We start from the raw sequence: 18,027 nt of genomic DNA, 5'->3' as shown, positions 1-18,027 counted from the left end.
GCTGGGGCGCCGTGATGGGCTACACGCCCGATCAAATCGACCGGATGTCGCTCTGGGAATTCTCCGCGTGCCAGTCGGCATGGATGAAGGCCAACGGTCCCGAACAGGAACCAGAGGCACCCTCGCTCGCCGAACACCAGGCGATGGTCAACAAAATGACCGTCAAAGTCTGACCCTCCAAGGAAACCATGATGGGCGTCACCGTCGAAGAACTCCGCGCGACGCTCCGCCTGGAGCTTAAGCCTTACGAGCGTGAACTGCAGAAATTGCAGGGCGTCAACTCGAAGTCGGCGCGCCAGGTCGAAGCGACATGGCGGGCGACAAACCAGAGGCTCAACAGCGTCGGCAAAAGCATGGCGCGCAGTCTCGTGGTTCCGTTGACGGGTGTCGCGGCTGCAATGTCGGTTCGGGAAGTCCTGAATTACGCCGACGCATGGACGGGCGCGAAGAACAGCCTTGCCGTCGCCGGCGTCACAGGCACCAAGCAGGCTGACATTCTCGACCGCCTCTATCAGTCGGCGCAGAAGAATGCCGCGCCGATCAGCGCCTTGGCCGGACTTTATGGCAAAGCCGCCCAGGCGTCCGACAACCTTCAAGCTTCTCAGAGCGATCTGCTGAAGTTCTCGGACGGCGTAGCAACGTCGCTGCGCGTCGAGGGCAAGAGTGCTGCCCAGGCGTCCGGCGCGCTGACGCAGCTGGGCCAGTTGCTCGGGCAGGCTCGCGTACAGGCTGAAGAGTTCAACTCGGTCAATGAGGGCGCACGGCCGATCCTGATGGCTGTCGCGGCCGGGCTCGATGCGGCCGGCGGATCAGTCTCCAAGCTGAAGGAACTGGTCAACGACGGGGAAGTCTCGGGAAAGCAGTTCTTCCAAGCCTTTCTGCGCGGGCTGCCGGTCGTCGAGAAGATGGCGGCGAATGCCACGCAAACCATCGACCAGGGCATGACGAAGGTGGCCAACGCGCTCACCAAGTACATCGGCCAGACCGACAGCGCGCTTGGCGCTTCGCAGCGCCTGGTTGCCGGCCTCAACCTTCTCGCCGACAACTTCGACGAGGTTGCCGATGTCACGCTGATCGTCGCGGGCATCATTGCTGGCGCTCTGGTCGGTCGTTCCATCGCCAGCATGATCTCCAGCTTGGGCTTGGGCACAGCGGCAATCCTTCGCTTCACGAAGGCGATGATCGCGGCGCGCACGGTCGCTCAGACCGCCACGGCCATCGGCGGACTGTCCGCCGCTGCTGGTCCTATCGGGATCGTGCTGGGCACCGTTGCGGCGGGTGCTGCGATGTATTTCGGATCGGAAGCCCTGGAGGCAGCCGACCGCACCGAGCGCCTGACTACGGAAATGAAGGATCTCGGTCTCCTGTCCGAGGAAACCTCTCCGAAGATTGATGGTGTCACCAAGTCGCTGGAAGATTTGGCCGCTGATGAACTCCGCAAGAAGTTGAAGGACATCAACGACGAGCTTGATCGGATGAACGATCGAAGCTGGACGAATGTCTTCACTGGCGGCATCGAGACCTTGGCAGATGCGGAAACCCGTATCGGATCGACCCTTTTGCCCCAGAGCCGTGCCTCTGCGGCGGACAAGGATGCTGCACGCCGTCTGAGAGACCTGATCAAGGCAGCAAAAGAGGGCTCGCTGACCTCTGAAGAGGTGCGGGCGAAGCTCGACGAGATTGCCAAGATCGAAGTGTCCGACCGCATGGAAGGCCTGTTCGGCGTTCTGCGAAAGGTTCTTCCTTACATGGAGGGCTTGCGCAAGCACGCCGAGGGCACCGCAAACGCGCTGAAGACTGTCGGATCGATCCGCGTCAATGACGACGAGCGCGGCAGGTTTCTGGCCGACCGGCGCGCGCTGGCGGAAGATCAGCGCAAGACGAAGGAGTTTCTGGACCAGCGCGACGCTGATGCCATGCGCACGGACCTTCAGCGCGACATCGACACGCGCACCAAGGCCATTCTCAAGGCTGCCGACGACATCGGCGTCAATCTGACGGAAGCCGCTGCCCGCATACAGGCGCAGGGCGAGATAGCTGCGGAAGCCCAGGTCAAGGCGACGACTGCCGCAGTCGGTTCCGCCTCGGACATCATCAAGAAATTTGAGGGGTTTCGCGAAAACCCGTATTGGGATGTGAACGCCTACCGGGTTGGCTACGGCTCCGACACCATCACCTTGGCGGACGGCACGGTCCAGAAGGTCGTGCAGGGTATCTCCGTTTCCGTGAACGATGCCAATCGTGATCTTGTTCGGCGCATCGGAGAGTTTCAGGATGGTATCCGCGCCAAGATCGGCGGCGGCACCTTCGATGCGATGTCGGATAATCAGCAAGCCGCGCTGACATCCATCGCATATAACTACGGCTCTCTTCCCGACCGCATCGTCGCTGCAATCCGGACGGGCTCATCCGAGCAGGTCTATGCCGCAATCAAAGGGCTCGGAAGCGACAACAAAGGCGTTAATCGCGACCGGCGAACCCAGGAGGCAGAGCTTTACCTGTCGGGTGCGTCCCCGATGGCGCAGGACAGCGTTGCGCGGCGCGAAAGCTTCCAGCAGTCGCTCGAGGAGCAAAAGCAGTATATCGCTTCGCTTCAGGCCGAGACCGCGATCAGGACGACGCTCAACCCGCTGATCAACGATTACGGGCAGGCCATGTCGACGGTCGAGGCCGCGCAATACCTGCTCACGACAGCGCAGCGCGAAGGCACGGCAGCGGGCCGCGAACTCAAGGACGTTCAACAGCTTCTCTATGGCGATCTGTCGAAGCTGTCGGCGGAGGCGCGCAGCCAGGCCGAGGCCATGCGCACCTTGGCCCAGAAGACGGGCGAGGCGGAAGCCGCAGGCGTCCAACTTGCAGAGAGCCAAGGCAAGCTGCAAGAAAGCCTCAAGCAGTCGTCTCAGTTCGGCAAGGACATTCTCGGCGGGTTCATCAGCGACCTGAAGGCCGGCAAGAAAGCATCCGAGGCGCTGGCCGACGCTCTCGAAAAGGTGGCCGACCGGCTGCTCGATGTCGCACTCAACAGCATCTTTGACGGCAGTGTCGCCGGATCGGGCGGCGGCTTGCTCGGCGGATTGTTCAAGTGGCTGTTCGCAAGGGACGGGGGTACTGTCCGCAAGGGTGATGAGCGCGCCGGTGGCGCTCCGGCTCGACGCATGAAGGGCGGCGGCAGGGTACGCGGCCCCGGTGGCCCGACCGGCGACAAAATCCTCACTCTTCTGAGCGACGGCGAACATGTCACGCGCGCTGCGATGGCGAAGAAGTACGCCCCGCTGCTTGACGCCATCAACAACGGCACTCTCCCCGATAGCCTGATCCCGAAAATGCGCGCGGGTGGCTGGGCTGGTGTGCGGGCTCCCTCCATTCCTTCCCTGCCGGCCAGGTCCGGCCGCTTTGGCGAGGTGCTGCGGATCGAGCTTCAGGACGACACAGGCCGTATGGCTGACATTGCCGACCGGCGTATCCAGACGGCATCGGGACCGTTGGTCGAGTTCTCGGTTGTCCAGAGCACCAAGGTCGGACGCAAGGCTCTGCCGAACCAGCTCCAGAACCATCAGAAGCGCGGGACGATGTGATGCAGCGGAAGATTATCGACCTGCCTCGCATGTTCGGTCCGCTGGTTTCGGAATGGAACATCAATCCGCGCGGTCGCTCGGCCGGCGAAGGCGTCACCGGTTCGGAGCAGGTCAACTACGGCGTTCAACCACGGTGGGAGGCCACCTTGAACCTGAGTGGGTTTCGGCCTGCCCAGGTGCTGGCGTGGCGGGCGATCAAGGCCCAGATGCGCGGTCGCGTGAACATTCTGCGCGTCCCGCTCTGCGACATGCACCGCACGACATGGAAGCAGCTCGGCATCGCCGCGCCGCTCGATCCGGGCTTGCCCTACGGTGACGGTACGCTGCACAGCGACGGCACCGGTTACGAGCCGGAGAACTACTTCTTCGCGCCGGCGACCATTGAGGCCGGGGCAGAAGATGTCACGTTCAATGCCTCGCTGTTCAACGATGCGCTGAAGGTGGGGCAGTGGTTTTCGCACAACGATTGGCCCTATCTGGTGACGGGTATATTCGACGAGCCGGGCGGGCTTACGCGCTATACCATCGAACCGCCCATGAGGCGAGACATCCCCGCCGGCGGTATCGTCAAGCTGGCCGCGACCGCGCTCATGGCGTTCTCGAAAGACGATGAGGGTCGCATGTCTCTCGACATGGGCAAGCGCGGTGTCGCCACGCTCAACCTCGTCGAATGGGTCAACCGGCCATGAGCATCGACGACACCGATTTTCGCGCCGAAGTCATCGGCGTGATCGACTTGATTGAGCTCGATACCACCGAGGGCATCTGCCGTTTCATCTTGGGGCAAGATGGATGGTTCAAGGATGTCAATGGCAATATCTGGGTAGGCTCGAAACTGACGGCCTGCTCTGAAATCGAGTTCTCGATCAACGGCACAGCGCCCGGTACCGAACTGACCTTCTCTTTCATCCAAGACCCGGAAGAGGAAGATCTGATTGCCCAGGTCAAGGCGATGGGCGTCGCGGCGGTGCAGGGCAGGGACGCCCGGTTCTATATCCAGACGTTGGAGACGACGAGCGAGTTCTTCCGTCCGGTCGCAGCGCCGCAGTTGCTGACGACACGCGTGATGCAAAACATCGGCTACGCCTTTGAGGGACCGCAGATCAGGCGGCTCTCGTTGACGGTCGAGGGTGCATTCAACCTGCGGAGCAAAGCAGTCGGCGGGCGTTACAATACGGCCGACCACTCGCGCCGCTGCGGGCATCCGAACCCGTCACTGGAGTTCATGCCGACCAACAACTCCGACGAACAATCCCTGTTCGGTCTCTAGGCATCAGGACATCATGGATCATCTCTACGCGCACCTCCACCGGTGGATGGCGGAGCCATTCGTCTGGGGCAAGTCCGACTGCATCTTGTCGCTCGCCGACTATGTGATGTCGCTCGGCCACCCGGACCCGGCAGCGAAGTGGCGCGGCACCTATGACAGCGCCCTGACGTGTCAGCGGGTGAGCGGATTTCTCAACGATCCGGTCCGACTGATCGAGGAGGGCGTCGCACCGCTTGGCTTTGCCCGCGTCCAGCAAGCGGAACGCGGCGATATCGGCGTGATCCGGTTTACCGATGACGGCAAGGTGGTTTCCACCGGCGCGATCTGTCTCGGCAACAATTGGGCGGTGCGCGGCGAACAGCGCCTGGTGATCGGCGCCCCGATCAGCGTCGTGGCAGCATGGCGGGTGTTCCATGCGTAAACTGCTGTATGGCGCAATCCTGCTCGCCAGTACGGCGCTTTATCCGACGCATGCGAATGCCATGCCGCCCGTTCTGGGCTTCATCGGCGGCATCATCTCGGCGCTGGGGGCGACGGGCATCGGTGGGGCTATCGTCGGTCTTGGTGGGGCGGGTGCCCTTGGCGGTTTCGCGGCCGGCTGGGGCTTTGCCGTCTCGGCCATCGGTGGCGCGCTCCTCAATGCTGCCATATCAATCGGAATCTCCGCGCTGGTCTCTCTGCTGCGCCCGAAACCGACCATCCCGACGGCCAATCCAGGCGCGCGCCTCGTCAACATCCGGCAGCCGGTATCCTGGTTCGAGCACGCTTACGGCGTCGTGCGCAAAGGCGGACCGATTGCCTTCTGGCAGGCCAAGGACGGCAAGCGCTTCTACGATGTCATTCTGGCGGCACGACGCATCAACGGCATTCGCCAATGGATGGCCGACGAGCGAACCACAGAGATCAACGAGAACGGCTACGCACTCAACGGCGATTTCTATTCGGAGGGGCGCTCGCGACTGAGGCTCTTTGCCTTTCTCGGCGCGGTCGGACAGGTGGCTCCCGCCATTCTGATGGACAACTTTTCTCAGTGGACGGCGGCTCATGACATGGAAGGCCTGGCCCATGTTGTTGCCGTGGCCGAGAACGTCAAGGCGGAGGATTTCAATCAGGTCTGGCCCACCAGCCGCGAGCCGGCTATCGCGCCAATCATCGAAGGCTATCTGTGCTTCGATCCGCGTGACCCCACGCAATCGGAAACCGACCCGCTCACCCACAAGTTCACCACCAATGCGGCGCTGATCATCGCGGACTGGATTGTCTCTCGTGACGGTCTCAACCGGCGTGTCGATTGGGAACAGGTGAAGGTCGAGGCCGATGCGTCTGACATCGATATCCTCGACCGCAACGGCAACCCGGTCAAAAAGTGGCAGTTGGGCGGCGCTTATTCATCGGCGGATGAACGTGAAGTCGTCCGCGCCCAGATGGGCGTTGCATCGGACACGTTTTTCTATGAGGGCGAGGATGGCATCGTCGGCTTCCATGTCGGCCGCTACATGGAACCGGACGTTGAACTCACCGACGACGACATCCTGTCGATCTCCTATGCCGAAGGGCAGTCCGGCACCGACATCACGAACGCGTTTTCCATAGAGTACAGCGAGCCGGAGAACGGCTATCGCGAGAACGCCAGCGCTCCCTACGTTATCGAGGCACCCAACGAACCCTACGAGGAAGACAGCCTTTCCGCCTACTGGATACCGAACCATAACCAGGCGGTCCGCGTCGCCAAGCGGCTGCTGGAGGTGTCCCGCGCCAAGTACCGCGTATCGATCATTGCCAAGTATCACGCGGTGAAGCTGCGCAAGAAGCGGTTCTTCCGCCTCCGCCATGTCGAGGCCGGCGTCGACGAGGTGTTTGAGATCGACAAGCTCAAGCGCGCCGACGATGGTATCTCTTGGGCCGTCGAAGCGCATTCGGTCAAGGCTGCCGACTTCGCGTTCAACTCGGCGGTCGAAGAGCCCGCCAAGCCAGCGCGCACCGGCATCGAGGTCGACGACGCTTTCCCTGCCCCTGCGAACATTGCGGCGACCGTCGAGCCCTATTACGGCTCCGTCTCGATCAAGGTCACATGGGATGCGCCACCGCGCGACACCATCCTGCATCAGGTCCGCTATCGCGTGAAGTTTCCGGTGGGGAACTGGACGACGATGAGCGTTCCGGTGGGGCAGAACTTCCAGAACATCGTTGGCATCAGCGACCACGAAACCTATGAGGTGCAGGTTCGCTCGATGCTTGCGACCGGACGCGGCTCGCCTTGGCAGCCCGTGCCGCCGCTGACGGTCGCGATCCTCCTCAACCCGACACCGCCGCTGTCGCTCGCCTCGTTCAACATTCTGCCCGGCGTTCATCTGGGCAGCGTAGCGATGCGTTTCGGCACGCGCGCAGACCCGAACCTGTCTCGTATTCAGATTTTCCGCACGCCGTCCGGTGCCGCTGTCGACACGGATGCTGATGTAATCGGGCCGCCTATCGGCGCGGCGCCAAGCACGACTTTCGATTGGATCGACGGCGACGGCACGCGGGTCAATCTGATCAACGACCCGGAGTTCCTGTCCGCGCCGGCCTGGACGATCAACGGAAACTTCGCTCTGACGGCCGGGCAAGCGGTCCTCACGGCAGGTGCCACATCGCGCATCTATCAGCCACTGACTATTCAGCCGCAGGTCGGGGATGTGGTTCGCTACGGCACGAACATCATCGCCAACAACGGCTCCGGCGCGATGTTCCTTTTGAACCGGACAACGCCTTCGTCCAGCGGCGGCAACACACAGGACTTGGGAACAGCGGTCGGCGTCAAGCTGGGCGCGTTGCCGATAACGAGCGTTCAAACCCAGATCGGCATTGCCTCATCGTCAACTCGGACGGCAACGTTCGAATATCTGTACGCCTACATCCAGAGCGACACCTGTATCGCCCCTGGGCTCTGGGACTACCGCGCCCGAGGCATCAACCCATCCGGCCTGCCGGGTCCTATGTCGCCCCCCGTCACCGTCCTCGTCATCTGAAAATTCTGAAACGGAGAAACTCATGGGCCTGATCCGTGACCTTGGCCGCTATGCGTGGCGCAAACATGAGACTGACGGCAATACCGCCACGCCGCTCAACCAGCCGCAAAAGACGGACATCATTCCGTTCGTGGATGCTGTCGATGCAGAAGTCTCGCGCATCGAAGGCATTGTTGCGGCGGGCGACCAGAAAAAGAGCCCGGTAAAGGTTCTTGTGACTGTCGCGACGGCGCCGGCAGCGATGACAGCAGGATCTACTCATGACGGAGTGGTGATTGCAGCCGGGGAAAGCTTGGCGGTTGCGGTGCCTGGCGGATCCAATGGCAGTGGCATCTTTGAGTTTCAACCGACCGGCCCAGCGATCCGCCGATCCGATGCCGACACAGGTGCCGAGTTGGCGCGGGCCTCCTTTACCGTCGATGCAGGCAGTAACCTCGGCTCGACGTGGTTCGTTGAAAACACAGAGATCACGATAGGCGCTACGGCGATTGTCATCAAAAAGGTGGCGAACGCTCCCGCTGTGAGTGGTGAGGTTGTGACCGCCCGGCAGGGTCAGCCTAATCTGGCGGCGAACTTGGACACCATTCGGGCCGGAGTTGCTTCCCAGGGCTGGGAGGAGATTACCCCGGCGTCCCCGTTCTTTCTGGCCCAGCAGCGTGTGGTCGACACAGTTGGCAAGTACCGAATCACCAAGGCGATCCGCCGCGACAACGGGAAAGAGATCGTCTTCAACAGCACCACGTCACTGTCCAAACTCAAATGGGCAGTCGACAACATGGAATGGCAGCCGGCGCCGACTTCTAAGTATTTTTCGCACTACATCTGTGTGCCAGACACGAAGGGCAAGATGCGGGTAAGCCGCGCGCGGAAGCGTGCGGATGGGGCGGTAATCGATTTTGAAACAGTGCGCCAGAAGCTGGCAGCTACAACAAATTCAGCACCGGCTCCCGAGGTTGATGTTGCCGCCTCTGGCAACTGGCCGGTTCTTGGAACGAACTCGGCAATCCTTGAACCTAATCTTACCGACCTGCTTTCGATCCTGCCGGTCTCACTGCTGGGCTTCGGCCTGGACAACCAAGGGCGCGGGCCGAACTACGCCCAGCGGTTCCGCTACCCCTACACCCCGCGCTCCATTCAAAGCTGGCACGGCAAGCACCTGGTGCGGACCCAGAGCGGTCACGTCTATCATATGTCGGTGTCGACCCAGCAGGAGGAGACCGGCCTCCATAAGATGCGGCTGGCCACGCAATACCTCAATTATGAGACGGGGCTCGCGACCATCATTCGGCATGGCACCGATTGGGCCGATGACGACCATGATAAGGCAATCAAGCACCCGATCCTCGATCGCGACGGCACAATCGGACTGTCGGGCGTCATCATCTATGGTGGCCACAATGAGCTGACCGACTATCTGGAAATTCAGTTCTGCAGCAATGAGGATGCCCGGAACGCGTCGAAGCCGCTGCGGATCGCCGGGCCGCGTTCCACCTATGCCTATGCTTGCCAGCACCCGGTTCAGCAGAATTTGCTCTACGTTTTGACGCGGATCAACACCAATGGCCAGTGGATGCTGACCGTGGTCGATCTCATCCTGCGTCAGGTCGCCTGGCAGGCCATGTGCATGGATTCGGTCGTGCCGCAACTCTACTTCGATCCATTCGACCAGATCGACCAGTTCGGTATCCGTTTCACCTGCTACCCCAATCCTGCCCAGCAGACGACGCACAACTACCTCGTCACGGCGGTGCTCGATTGGGACGGGCAGTGGCACGTCGATGATCCGGCCATTCCTAACGCCTACGTCCCGGTGCCAAATGCCAACATTCGCACATGGACAACCATGCTCGACCCGCTCGCCTTCGGCCGCAAACTCTATCAGGCTCCGGCCGGTTGGGTGATCCGCCAGTGCGAGGCGGCGGAATGGAGCCAGGGAAAGATCACGGCCTATCTGTGCAGGTCGCCGGACGGCGACAACACGGGCGGCACCAACATCAACCACCCGTGCCAGCAATTCACGCTGGACATCGATCTGGGCGCACGCATGGAGTCTCCGTACGTGCCTGGGCTTCAAATCCCGGCTGTGACGGAAACACTGATGACGGCGGACGGCGGCATCACGATCAGATCGCCGGCCACCTCCAACCCGTCCTATTGGGCCGGCAATGGCGGCGGCGGCAACGCCAACCGCGCCATCTCGGCCGTCTACAGCGGCACTGAACTGCCGGACAAGACGATTCTCGCGCTCTACAACCGCGCCGCCGTTGGTGCGCCGTGGGTACGCAGTGAGATCATCTGTGTGCGGGACAAGTTCATCGCCCGTCCGCAATCCGGTCGCTACCACTACCGCTCGGGCGTCTATCAGCGCAGCCGGCCCGACCACCTTTCCTCCGTCTGGATTGGCAGCCGCTACAACGGCTTCGCCGCGAACACTGGCGTCTCCCAGATCGTCGACCTCTCCTTCTGACCTCATAGAAAGCGAATCTAATGGCCGATCAAACCTTTCGCAAACAGGACGCTCCAACCGCGCATCCCGTCACATGCCCCATGCCGCAGGAAAAAGACTTGGACCGCTACTTCGATACCATCCTGATGTTCCGAGGCCACGGCCAGGTGCTGGAAGGTGGGCTCGTCACCGGCCTTCGCGATATGGCTCGCGGCGAGGAAATGGACCCGTTCGTCTCGGCGGGAGGCGAACAGCATCTGACGCTGTCGCTGGCAAACGGCGAGCTCGTGCTGAACACAACGGCCTTCAACATCTCCACAGGCGGCATCGCTCTTCGTCCTGAGATCATATCCGGTATCGGCGGACTGACGGCAGGCGTCGTTCATAAGTACGTCGAGACCGGGTCGACGAAGGACATCATCTCGCTCACCAAGAACGGTGACAGTGTGCCGCTCTTGGCTGCTCAAATCCAGAATGGTGGGCAGCATCGCGCGACGATGCGGCGTGGTGATGGAGAAAGCAACGTGACTTCCATCACGGGCAGCACCGGCCAGGACGCTTGGCATGCCGGCATCTTCGGCTTTTCCTACACGCAGAACTTCGCTCAGTCGAAGGTGCTGAACAGCGTCTCACCTATCGCGACCAGCGCGCTCCTGACCGGCACCACGATCCCAACGTGGTCGGCCGAGGACGGCTTTCATCTGACCCTGTTCAATCGGCTGCTGACCAACGTGCTCGGAGAGTTGCTTCCGAGCCAAACCAATCGCTTCCCAGCCGAGGTCGCCTACCTGGAGCTGCGGGCCTACGATTGGATTTTGGGTGACGTATCATCGGACTGGTACAAGGCGCGGTACAACCACCTGATGGCCGAGCGGCAGGCGGTGGGCGGCGGAACTTTCACGCCCATGGCGTGAGGAGCCAACCATTAAAACTTGAGCTTTCCCGCCTCTTTCAATCCTCTTACAATCATGTCTGCGCCCTCTTCGGTGAAGTGGGTACCGTCGAACATCATCGGCGCTCCGTCGCGTGTCAAAGCGGTGCAGGCTTCTTTGCACTGCTCCGATATCATTGATACGAACTCGGCGCCCTCTAGGCTCTTCAGCAGGTTTTGCTCGCGTTTGCGGATCAGTTCTAGATTGTGAAATTCAAGGAGTTCTTTTCGACCGGTGATGGCGCTCTTTGCCAGAAGGAGCGGCAACTCATGGCCGTATTCGAGGGATGAGCCGAAGACGATTACGCGGTCGGCGCGTTTCTTCAGGGCTTTGATCGTCTTGGTGATGCGCTCGGACTTCAACTTTCCCCAGCGCGCCGAGATGATGACAGCGTCGAAATGTTCACGCGGAAGAATGTCTTCGAAGACCATCTTTCGCATGCGGCCGCATCGATCGTCGTTGTAGCCACCCGCGAAAGGCTTGCAGCCGGACGTCGTTGCCACGGAGAATGCTGTCTCAGGAAAATTCCGACGGAGGCTGGAGACAAAGTGCGCTGCATGGCTGTCGCCAAGGACAAGCACTCTGGTGCGGCCGTCATCCTGAAGAATGCACTTCTTCGCATCATAATCGTGCGCTGTCCTCGCTATTATGAAACACGATTGATCGACCGTGTCGGAGACTTTGTGGTTCCTGAATTGCTCAAAAGACCGCGCTTCTGCCGGCAGCCGCTGGGGCAGGCCCCCAAAGAACACCAGGCCAAAGGCGATTGCTGCGACCGCAGCCATGGAAGCCGCGCCAAAACTGACGGAAATCCTATGGGCCGGCCGCCAATTGCGGAACGGCGTCTCGATAAAGCGATAGGTCAGCACGGCCAAGGTGAAGGCGAGGCATGCGAGCAGAACTCTATCGAGTAGCGGCGGCATCTCGCCAATGCCAATCTGCCGATACAGCACCAGCACAGGCCAGTGCCAGAGGTATAGCGAAAAGCTGATCAGGCCTATGAAGGTGAAGGGGCGGGTTCGCAAAGGCCATTCTGCAAGAGGCGCCGCGGTTTTTGGCCAGATGATCAGAGCCGCCCCGATGCAAGGGTAGAGCGCATTCCAACCGGGGAATGGCATCTTGGAGCTTAGAAAAAAGATGGCATAGACGATCAGCGCCAGTCCAGCGACAGGCATGGCCTCGCCGAGGGTGCGGTTTCGAATGGTCGGCGCGAAGGCGAGGACCGCACCAAGAGCCAGTTCCCATGCGCGGGTGTGCAGCATGTAGAATGCGACTTGCTGGTCGGACTTGGTGATGGCAACGGACGCCGCGAAACTTACTGCAACGATGACCGCAAGTGTCGCTACGGCTGCTTTGGCTGAACCTTTTGACAGCGCGAAGACTGCCCACAACACAAGCGGCCAGATGACGTAAAACTGTTCCTCAACGCCGAGGCTCCACATGTGAAGCAGCGGCATAAGGTCGGCAGCACTGTCAAAGTAGCCGCCGCTGTCGGCGAGGAAGTGGAAGTTGGCGAGACCAAAGGCTGATGCGATAGCGCTCCAGCCGAACGCCGCGTAGTCGCGCGGGAGTAGGGTAAAGTAGCCGGCAACTCCGGTAGCCAGGATAGTAACGAGCGATGCAGGTAGGATGCGGCGAGCGCGGCGGTCATAGAATCCAAGAACCGAGAAGCGACCCTTCTGCATATCTGCAAATAGGATTGATGTTATTAGATAACCACTGATGACGAAGAAAACATCAACACCAACAAAGCCGCCCGGGAACGGACCAAGTCCATAGTGATAGAGCAAAACCGCCATGACCGAGATGGTGCGCAATCCGTCAACTTCAGGCCTGTAGGTATTGGCAGACAACAATTTAATACTCCAATAAGAATTTCATTTTCGTTGAAAACGATCTAATTTAGCGGGATTTTATGAGTTTTCCGGACGCGCTTCAGCAGCGCATCAAAGTAGTGGGAGAATTTAGGCGTTAGAGCGACGCTACCAGCGTAACTCAGGTGATGCGCGTCAGAAAAGAGAAAAACGTCATTGAAAAAAACCGGACAATAATCTTTGCTTTTAGAGCACATGGTCTTCAATGGGTTTGCAAATGAAGCGTATTTGCTCTTTCTTGCGGCCCGGAAAAGAAAAGCATTCGAATATTGTAGACGTTTTGACACTTGCTGTTTTGAGTAAGCCGGCTTGCAGCCTGTACCGGCTCGTGGAAGACACGGGGCAAGGTTTATACCCGCTGGAGGCACTTGACCAAAAATCAAAAGAGGGACTTTGGCCTGATCTACAGCCTTAATAAGTCGCCTCACTCCATCTTCAAAAACTCTGTGAGAGTTGGCGACCGTTTTTTGAGGATTTTTTTTATCTGTAAGGAAGAACGAGCGACCTTCAACGCCTTTCTCAAAATCATCTAGCCGCCCGGTTAAAGAACTGGTCCATCGTGCGGCGGCGATAATGGCGTCATACTTTTTGCCTTTGATGATTTTCGTGAGATCTCGATGGAAGGTTGTACATTGCCCCATAGGTCGTCCGTCGACCCAGCGTGTCACTTCTGGAAGCGGAACGCACCGGTAACCTAAGTAAACGACTTGATACTTCTTCTTGCCGAAATATTGGCTAATCATGGGCAGCAAATGCATCGCATGACTGTCGCCAATAACCAGAATACGCTTTGTGCTCGTAACGTCGCCTCGGACATTCGGGCTCTTATGTGTCGGAGGCCTTCCCACTTGCGACAGCCATTTGTTCTGCTGCTCCGAAAGGCGCCACCCCCATCCACTGTGTCCGGCACTTTGCGCAGGGACGGCGAGGGCGACGATGAGGGCAGCCAAACCGCCCAAGAGAACCGGTTGGCTCAGGTGCAGCCGTCCCACGGTATTCTGCTGGAATGGCTTTTCGACTAGAGCGTGCAGAACGGCTGCCATGGCAATGCAGATTGCTAAGATGATAGCGTCGTCACCCAACGTGCGCGGTAAAAACTTGTAATAGCTATAGAAAACAATGACGGGCCAATGCACGAGGTACAATGCGTAGCTGATGTTGCCGATGTAAACGGCGGGACGAGTTCTGAACAGCCAGCCTGCCCAGCGCGCACTACCTGCGTAGATGATCAATGCAGATCCAAGGCAAGGGATAAGAGCGGTCAGGCCCGGAAAGCGCATTTCCTCGCGATAGGTTAGCACGGAATAAATGATCATCGCTGCACCGACTGTCGCCAAAGGCTCCAGAATGCGAGCGTCAGCCGGTTTCCGGTCGATGAACCACACCAGCAACCCGCCTATGGCAAATTCAACAATTCGGGCCGGCATCTGAAAGAAAGCGGCGTCAGCGTGGTCCGAAATAATCCAGAATTCAGCGAGCCCAAGCGAAGCGAGCGCGGCGAGCCCGACAGCCGCAAACGCCAAGCGGGTCGGCAAGAACTTAACAGCGGCCCAGATAAAGACCGGCCAGACCACATAGAACTGGACCTCGACGCCGAGCGACCAAGTATGCAGCAAGGGCTGATAGATGGCCTCGGTTCCAAAGTAACCGTTGCTCATCAGGTAGAACCAGTTCGACAACGAGCCCAGCGCCCAAACCATGGAGCGACCGAACTCCTGTAAGTGCGCTGGACTGAGCAGGCAGGCGCCAACCGTGAAGGTCAACGCAAGGGTGACCACAAGGGCGGGGTAAAGCCGCCGCACGCGCCCGACGCTGAATTGCCAATAGTCAAACCTGCCGGCCTCTGTCCCGCGCTTGATGATGCCGGTGATCAGGAACCCGCTGATGACAAAAAACACATCGACGCCGACGAAGCCGCCTTCGATCCAAGTCCAGCCGAGATGATAGAAGACGACACTTAAAACGGCGAGAGCTCTCAGCCCCTGTACTTCAGGGCGAAAAACACGGATGGACGACAATGCTGCAACCCCAAGTAAAAGCGTTAGGGTTTCCCGTAAGTCCAGCCTGCTTGCCCGTCAATACACCCAGCGCAACACCAGCGCTCCAATCGCGCCGCCGATCACGAAGACGATGATGACGGCGGCGAAGAGGTTGCCCATGCGTGACGGCGACTCGTCCGGCTCGACCGGGGTTCCATCCGGGTTGAAATCCGGGTCGTCGTTTAGATCGTCGTAGCGGTTCATCAAATCCATCTCATCGCCACCGCTACGAGAATGAGCGCCGAACATACCCCTGCTATAGCAATTGCGGCATAGCAGCAGCGCAATATCAACCGGTCGAAGTGCAGCGGCTTTTCGTTCATTCAGCGCCCTCCATCGGGCGCAACCTACCACCAATCCACCACCCTGCAATCACCGGGAGACCGGGGAAAGGCACCACCATGTTCGACCAGCCTACCAAGCTGGCCGTGGCGGCTATTGCTGCACGGCTGAATGTAGATCCTGCCGCACTGCTCGCCGTGGCCGAAGTCGAAAGCGCGGGCCGTGCCTTCGCAATTATCGACGGCCGGCGCGAACCGCTGATCCGCTTCGAGGGCCATTACTTCGACCGCCGTCTGTCCGGCGAGGATCGGGAGAAGGCGAGGGCGCAAGGTCTGTCTTCGCCCAAGGTCGGCGGCGTCGCCAACCCGCGCACCCAGCCAACGCGCTGGCGCCTGCTCAATGCCGCGTCGCTGATCGACGCGAAGGCCGCGTTCGAAAGCGTGTCGTGGGGGCTCGGCCAGGTCATGGGCGCGCACTGGTCATGGCTCGGCTTTGGAAGCGTGACGGAGATGGTCAACCTGTGCCGCCGCGACGTGGCCGGGCAGATCGAGGTCATGGCGCGCTTCATCGACAAGGCCGGACTGGCCGGCGCGCTGCGGGCCAAGCAGTGGGCCACCTTTGCGCGCGGCTACAACGGGCCGGGCTACAAGGCCAATGCCTACGACACGAAGATGGCATCCGCCTACAAGCGCCATGCTTCCACACCCATGCCCGCCGTCGAGGACCGCACCGTTCGCACCATGCAACAGCGCCTCGTCGTGCATGGCTACCGGATCACCGTCGACGGCATCAGAGGCCCAGCCACCGACAAAGCAATCCGCGCCTTCCAGAAGGCCAAGGGGCTCGTTGTCGACGGCATTGCCGGGTCGGCAACCTGGGCCGCGCTGAACACCAACCCCTGATTTTCAACGAAAGGAACTGCCCATGGAAAAGATATCGAAAGCCATTGCCGCCGCTGCCGGCGGTGCAGCCACCGGGACGCTCGGCATCCCGTTCATGCCTGAGGGGACGCCCTGGTACGGCTATCTGGCGCTCTACGCTATCACCATCGGCCTGCCGGCCGTTCTGACCTACCTCGCGCCCAAGAACGCGAACTAATCCCAAGAGCGGCGGGGACCGAGTGAATGGACGAAAACGCAGAAGCCGCCGTTCGACTGGCGGAACTCCCAGAAGCCACGCGAAAGTTTCTCGCAGGTCTCCGGGATGACGAGCTCGAAACCCTGAAGGTCGTTGTCGAGCTTCCGGCCGATGACGTGCGGAAAGGCTTTGAGATGGTCAAGGCCGCTCAAACGGTCGGCAAGTTCACCAAGTGGCTGATCGTGGGCTGCATCGCTCTGTTCCTCGGAACCGTCGCGCTGTGGGAAGGCGTCATCCGCTTCATCGTCCTGTTCAAAGGTGCAAAATGAGGGTTCTCTACAAAGGTCTCGGCGTGGTGTTTATCGCGCTCGCCTGGCTGGGGTCAGTGTCGCTCGCGCTGCTGATTTCAGATCGTGTCCCACCGCTCACCTATGAGGGCGCTCGTGCCCTTCAGTCGTCAGTTCCCCAAGGTGGAGCGATCGATGTCGAGTTCGAGGTCTACCGCACCAAGATTTGCCCCTCGACTGTCCGTCGCTATCTGGTTGATGCCGACGATGTGCAGCACGCTATCACCAACTACACGGTGGGATCGAACAGCAAGAAGGGCAGGGAGGTCTATCAGCGCACCATCACCGTTCCCCAGAACGCTGCAGTTGGGCCTGCAATCTACTTCGTGCGGCTCGAATACATCTGCAATCTGGCCCAGCAGTTGGGGTGGCCGATTAAGGTCGAAAGCCCGCCTGTGCCGTTTCGTGTGACCGCTGCTGTCTCGATGGTGCCGTTCGGCTTGCCACCGCCGGGCGAAGGTGATTAAGCATCCAATCTCAGGCAACAGGCCCGTCCCGCTTCGGTGGGGCGGGCTTTTTTCGTTAAGGTCCTAAGCCGTAGCATGGCTTCCCCGCGTTGGCGCAAATTGAACATATTTTTGTCTCGAAATCGGCACTGGTACATGTTCGATTGAAACTCCGCCAACAAAGGCGGTTTCTCGGGAGCTTTCAGATGAAATATCTCCGGACAGTTTTAGCGGCAGCCGTTTCGCTTTCGGCTGCGGGATCCTACGCGGCAGAAAACAGTCGCATCGACAACAATCCAGTTGTGCCGGGTAAGGCTTCACCTGTCGAGCAGCAGCCGGTAACGAACCCCCATCAAGCAGGTACTGCCCCTGATACCGGGCAGCCGCCGGTGCTCTCCTTTTCGCACGATATTGGCGGCGGAGGCGGGAGATCAGCAGGTCCTGCGAGTAGCCACGCAGGTAGCAGCGCAAACCGAGGGTGGTTTTGGAACGAATATGGACCGATTTGAGACGTTATCGGCGAACTAACTAAAAACGCGCCTCGGTTTAAGGCGCGTTTCTTTTTACGATTTTTCGTCGGGCATCTTTTCCGGCTGCGCGACTTCGGTCATGGCTATCCATACCTTTTCAAGATTTCGTCGGTCGTCAGATAGGAAGGCCGCCACTCGACCGGGTTGAACTCCTCGTCCGATGAGAAGAGCGCCCAATAGGGTGCTTCTCCGTGATCGAGA

The 18,027-nt window shown here is 59.9% G+C and carries 15 protein-coding genes; 12 read left to right on the top strand and 3 right to left on the bottom strand.

The window, feature by feature from the left end; all coding sequences use genetic code 11:
- The first annotated feature begins 14 nt into the window (after positions 1–14).
- The 8 genes from ICI42_RS17755 (at position 15) to ICI42_RS17720 (ending at position 11,213) form a co-directional block, all read left to right on the top strand.
- Positions 15–173 carry a hypothetical protein gene (locus ICI42_RS17755; RefSeq protein WP_188165949.1) on the top strand — a complete coding sequence of 53 codons (159 nt, stop codon included), beginning with the start codon at positions 15–17 and terminating at the stop codon, positions 171–173.
- An 18-nt stretch (positions 174–191) separates the two neighbouring features.
- Positions 192–3,575, top strand: a complete 3,384-nt coding sequence (locus ICI42_RS17750) for a tape measure protein (protein ID WP_188165948.1) — start codon at positions 192–194, stop codon at positions 3,573–3,575.
- Positions 3,575–4,264 (top strand): hypothetical protein, encoded by a 690-nt coding sequence (locus ICI42_RS17745; RefSeq protein WP_188165947.1) that lies wholly within the window; start codon positions 3,575–3,577, stop codon positions 4,262–4,264. The genes ICI42_RS17750 and ICI42_RS17745 overlap by 1 nt, the downstream gene beginning before the upstream one ends.
- Entirely contained in the window at positions 4,261–4,845 is a 585-nt protein-coding gene (locus ICI42_RS17740; RefSeq protein ID WP_188165946.1) for a hypothetical protein, read from the top strand. The genes ICI42_RS17745 and ICI42_RS17740 overlap by 4 nt, the downstream gene beginning before the upstream one ends.
- Before the next feature lie 13 nt (positions 4,846–4,858).
- Positions 4,859–5,266: a DUF6950 family protein gene (locus ICI42_RS17735; RefSeq protein ID WP_188165945.1), complete on the top strand. Its 408-nt coding sequence runs from the start codon at positions 4,859–4,861 to the stop codon at positions 5,264–5,266.
- Positions 5,259–7,853, top strand: a complete 2,595-nt coding sequence (locus ICI42_RS17730) for a phage tail protein (RefSeq protein WP_188165944.1) — start codon at positions 5,259–5,261, stop codon at positions 7,851–7,853. Before ICI42_RS17735 ends, ICI42_RS17730 begins: the two co-directional genes overlap by 8 nt.
- A 22-nt stretch (positions 7,854–7,875) precedes the next feature.
- Entirely contained in the window at positions 7,876–10,320 is a 2,445-nt protein-coding gene (locus ICI42_RS17725; RefSeq protein WP_188165943.1) for a hypothetical protein, read from the top strand.
- A gap of 80 nt (positions 10,321–10,400) precedes the next feature.
- Complete coding sequence (locus ICI42_RS17720; RefSeq protein WP_188165942.1) at positions 10,401–11,213, top strand: hypothetical protein; 813 nt, start codon at positions 10,401–10,403, stop codon at positions 11,211–11,213.
- An 11-nt stretch (positions 11,214–11,224) separates the two neighbouring features.
- Here ICI42_RS17720 and ICI42_RS17715 read toward each other — a convergent pair whose 3' ends face one another.
- Genes ICI42_RS17715 through ICI42_RS17705 form a run of 3 tightly spaced genes read right to left on the bottom strand, consistent with a single transcriptional unit; the run spans position 11,225 to position 15,348 of the window.
- The gene (locus tag ICI42_RS17715) at positions 11,225–13,084 is read right to left on the bottom strand and encodes an acyltransferase family protein (RefSeq protein WP_188165941.1); all 1,860 of its coding nucleotides are present in this window, start codon (positions 13,082–13,084) and stop codon (positions 11,225–11,227) included.
- Positions 13,085–13,128: 44 nt separating this feature from the next.
- Complete coding sequence (locus tag ICI42_RS17710; protein WP_188165940.1) at positions 13,129–15,123, bottom strand: acyltransferase family protein; 1,995 nt, start codon at positions 15,121–15,123, stop codon at positions 13,129–13,131.
- A gap of 57 nt (positions 15,124–15,180) precedes the next feature.
- Entirely contained in the window at positions 15,181–15,348 is a 168-nt protein-coding gene (locus tag ICI42_RS17705; protein WP_188165939.1) for a hypothetical protein, read from the bottom strand.
- Between the two features lie 197 nt (positions 15,349–15,545).
- Here ICI42_RS17705 and ICI42_RS17700 point away from each other — a divergent pair, with 197 nt between their 5' ends.
- From ICI42_RS17700 to ICI42_RS17685, 4 genes are read left to right on the top strand one after another with little or no spacing between them, the layout of a single operon-like run.
- Positions 15,546–16,328, top strand: coding sequence for an N-acetylmuramidase domain-containing protein (locus tag ICI42_RS17700; protein WP_188165938.1), 783 nt, complete (start codon positions 15,546–15,548; stop codon positions 16,326–16,328).
- A 22-nt stretch (positions 16,329–16,350) separates the two neighbouring features.
- Positions 16,351–16,524: a hypothetical protein gene (locus ICI42_RS17695; protein ID WP_188165937.1), complete on the top strand. Its 174-nt coding sequence runs from the start codon at positions 16,351–16,353 to the stop codon at positions 16,522–16,524.
- A gap of 26 nt (positions 16,525–16,550) precedes the next feature.
- Positions 16,551–16,832: a hypothetical protein gene (locus ICI42_RS17690; RefSeq protein WP_188165936.1), complete on the top strand. Its 282-nt coding sequence runs from the start codon at positions 16,551–16,553 to the stop codon at positions 16,830–16,832.
- Positions 16,829–17,317: a hypothetical protein gene (locus tag ICI42_RS17685; protein WP_188165935.1), complete on the top strand. Its 489-nt coding sequence runs from the start codon at positions 16,829–16,831 to the stop codon at positions 17,315–17,317. The genes ICI42_RS17690 and ICI42_RS17685 overlap by 4 nt, the downstream gene beginning before the upstream one ends.
- The last annotated feature ends 710 nt before the right edge of the window (positions 17,318–18,027 follow it).

The organism is Oryzicola mucosus (assembly GCF_014534685.1).
In the GTDB taxonomy this organism is placed as follows: Bacteria; Pseudomonadota; Alphaproteobacteria; order Rhizobiales; family Rhizobiaceae; genus Oryzicola; species Oryzicola mucosus.
This window is presented reverse-complemented; position numbering and strand designations above follow the sequence as displayed.

Coding starts and splice junctions, on each gene's coding strand:
- ICI42_RS17755 (WP_188165949.1), top strand. CDS start 15: ATGGGCTACACGCCCGATCAAATCGACCGGATGTCGCTCTGGGAATTC.
- ICI42_RS17750 (WP_188165948.1), top strand. CDS start 192: ATGGGCGTCACCGTCGAAGAACTCCGCGCGACGCTCCGCCTGGAGCTT.
- ICI42_RS17745 (WP_188165947.1), top strand. CDS start 3,575: ATGCAGCGGAAGATTATCGACCTGCCTCGCATGTTCGGTCCGCTGGTT.
- ICI42_RS17740 (WP_188165946.1), top strand. CDS start 4,261: ATGAGCATCGACGACACCGATTTTCGCGCCGAAGTCATCGGCGTGATC.
- ICI42_RS17735 (WP_188165945.1), top strand. CDS start 4,859: ATGGATCATCTCTACGCGCACCTCCACCGGTGGATGGCGGAGCCATTC.
- ICI42_RS17730 (WP_188165944.1), top strand. CDS start 5,259: ATGCGTAAACTGCTGTATGGCGCAATCCTGCTCGCCAGTACGGCGCTT.
- ICI42_RS17725 (WP_188165943.1), top strand. CDS start 7,876: ATGGGCCTGATCCGTGACCTTGGCCGCTATGCGTGGCGCAAACATGAG.
- ICI42_RS17720 (WP_188165942.1), top strand. CDS start 10,401: ATGCCGCAGGAAAAAGACTTGGACCGCTACTTCGATACCATCCTGATG.
- ICI42_RS17705 (WP_188165939.1), bottom strand. CDS start 15,348: ATGAACCGCTACGACGATCTAAACGACGACCCGGATTTCAACCCGGAT.
- ICI42_RS17700 (WP_188165938.1), top strand. CDS start 15,546: ATGTTCGACCAGCCTACCAAGCTGGCCGTGGCGGCTATTGCTGCACGG.
- ICI42_RS17695 (WP_188165937.1), top strand. CDS start 16,351: ATGGAAAAGATATCGAAAGCCATTGCCGCCGCTGCCGGCGGTGCAGCC.
- ICI42_RS17690 (WP_188165936.1), top strand. CDS start 16,551: ATGGACGAAAACGCAGAAGCCGCCGTTCGACTGGCGGAACTCCCAGAA.
- ICI42_RS17685 (WP_188165935.1), top strand. CDS start 16,829: ATGAGGGTTCTCTACAAAGGTCTCGGCGTGGTGTTTATCGCGCTCGCC.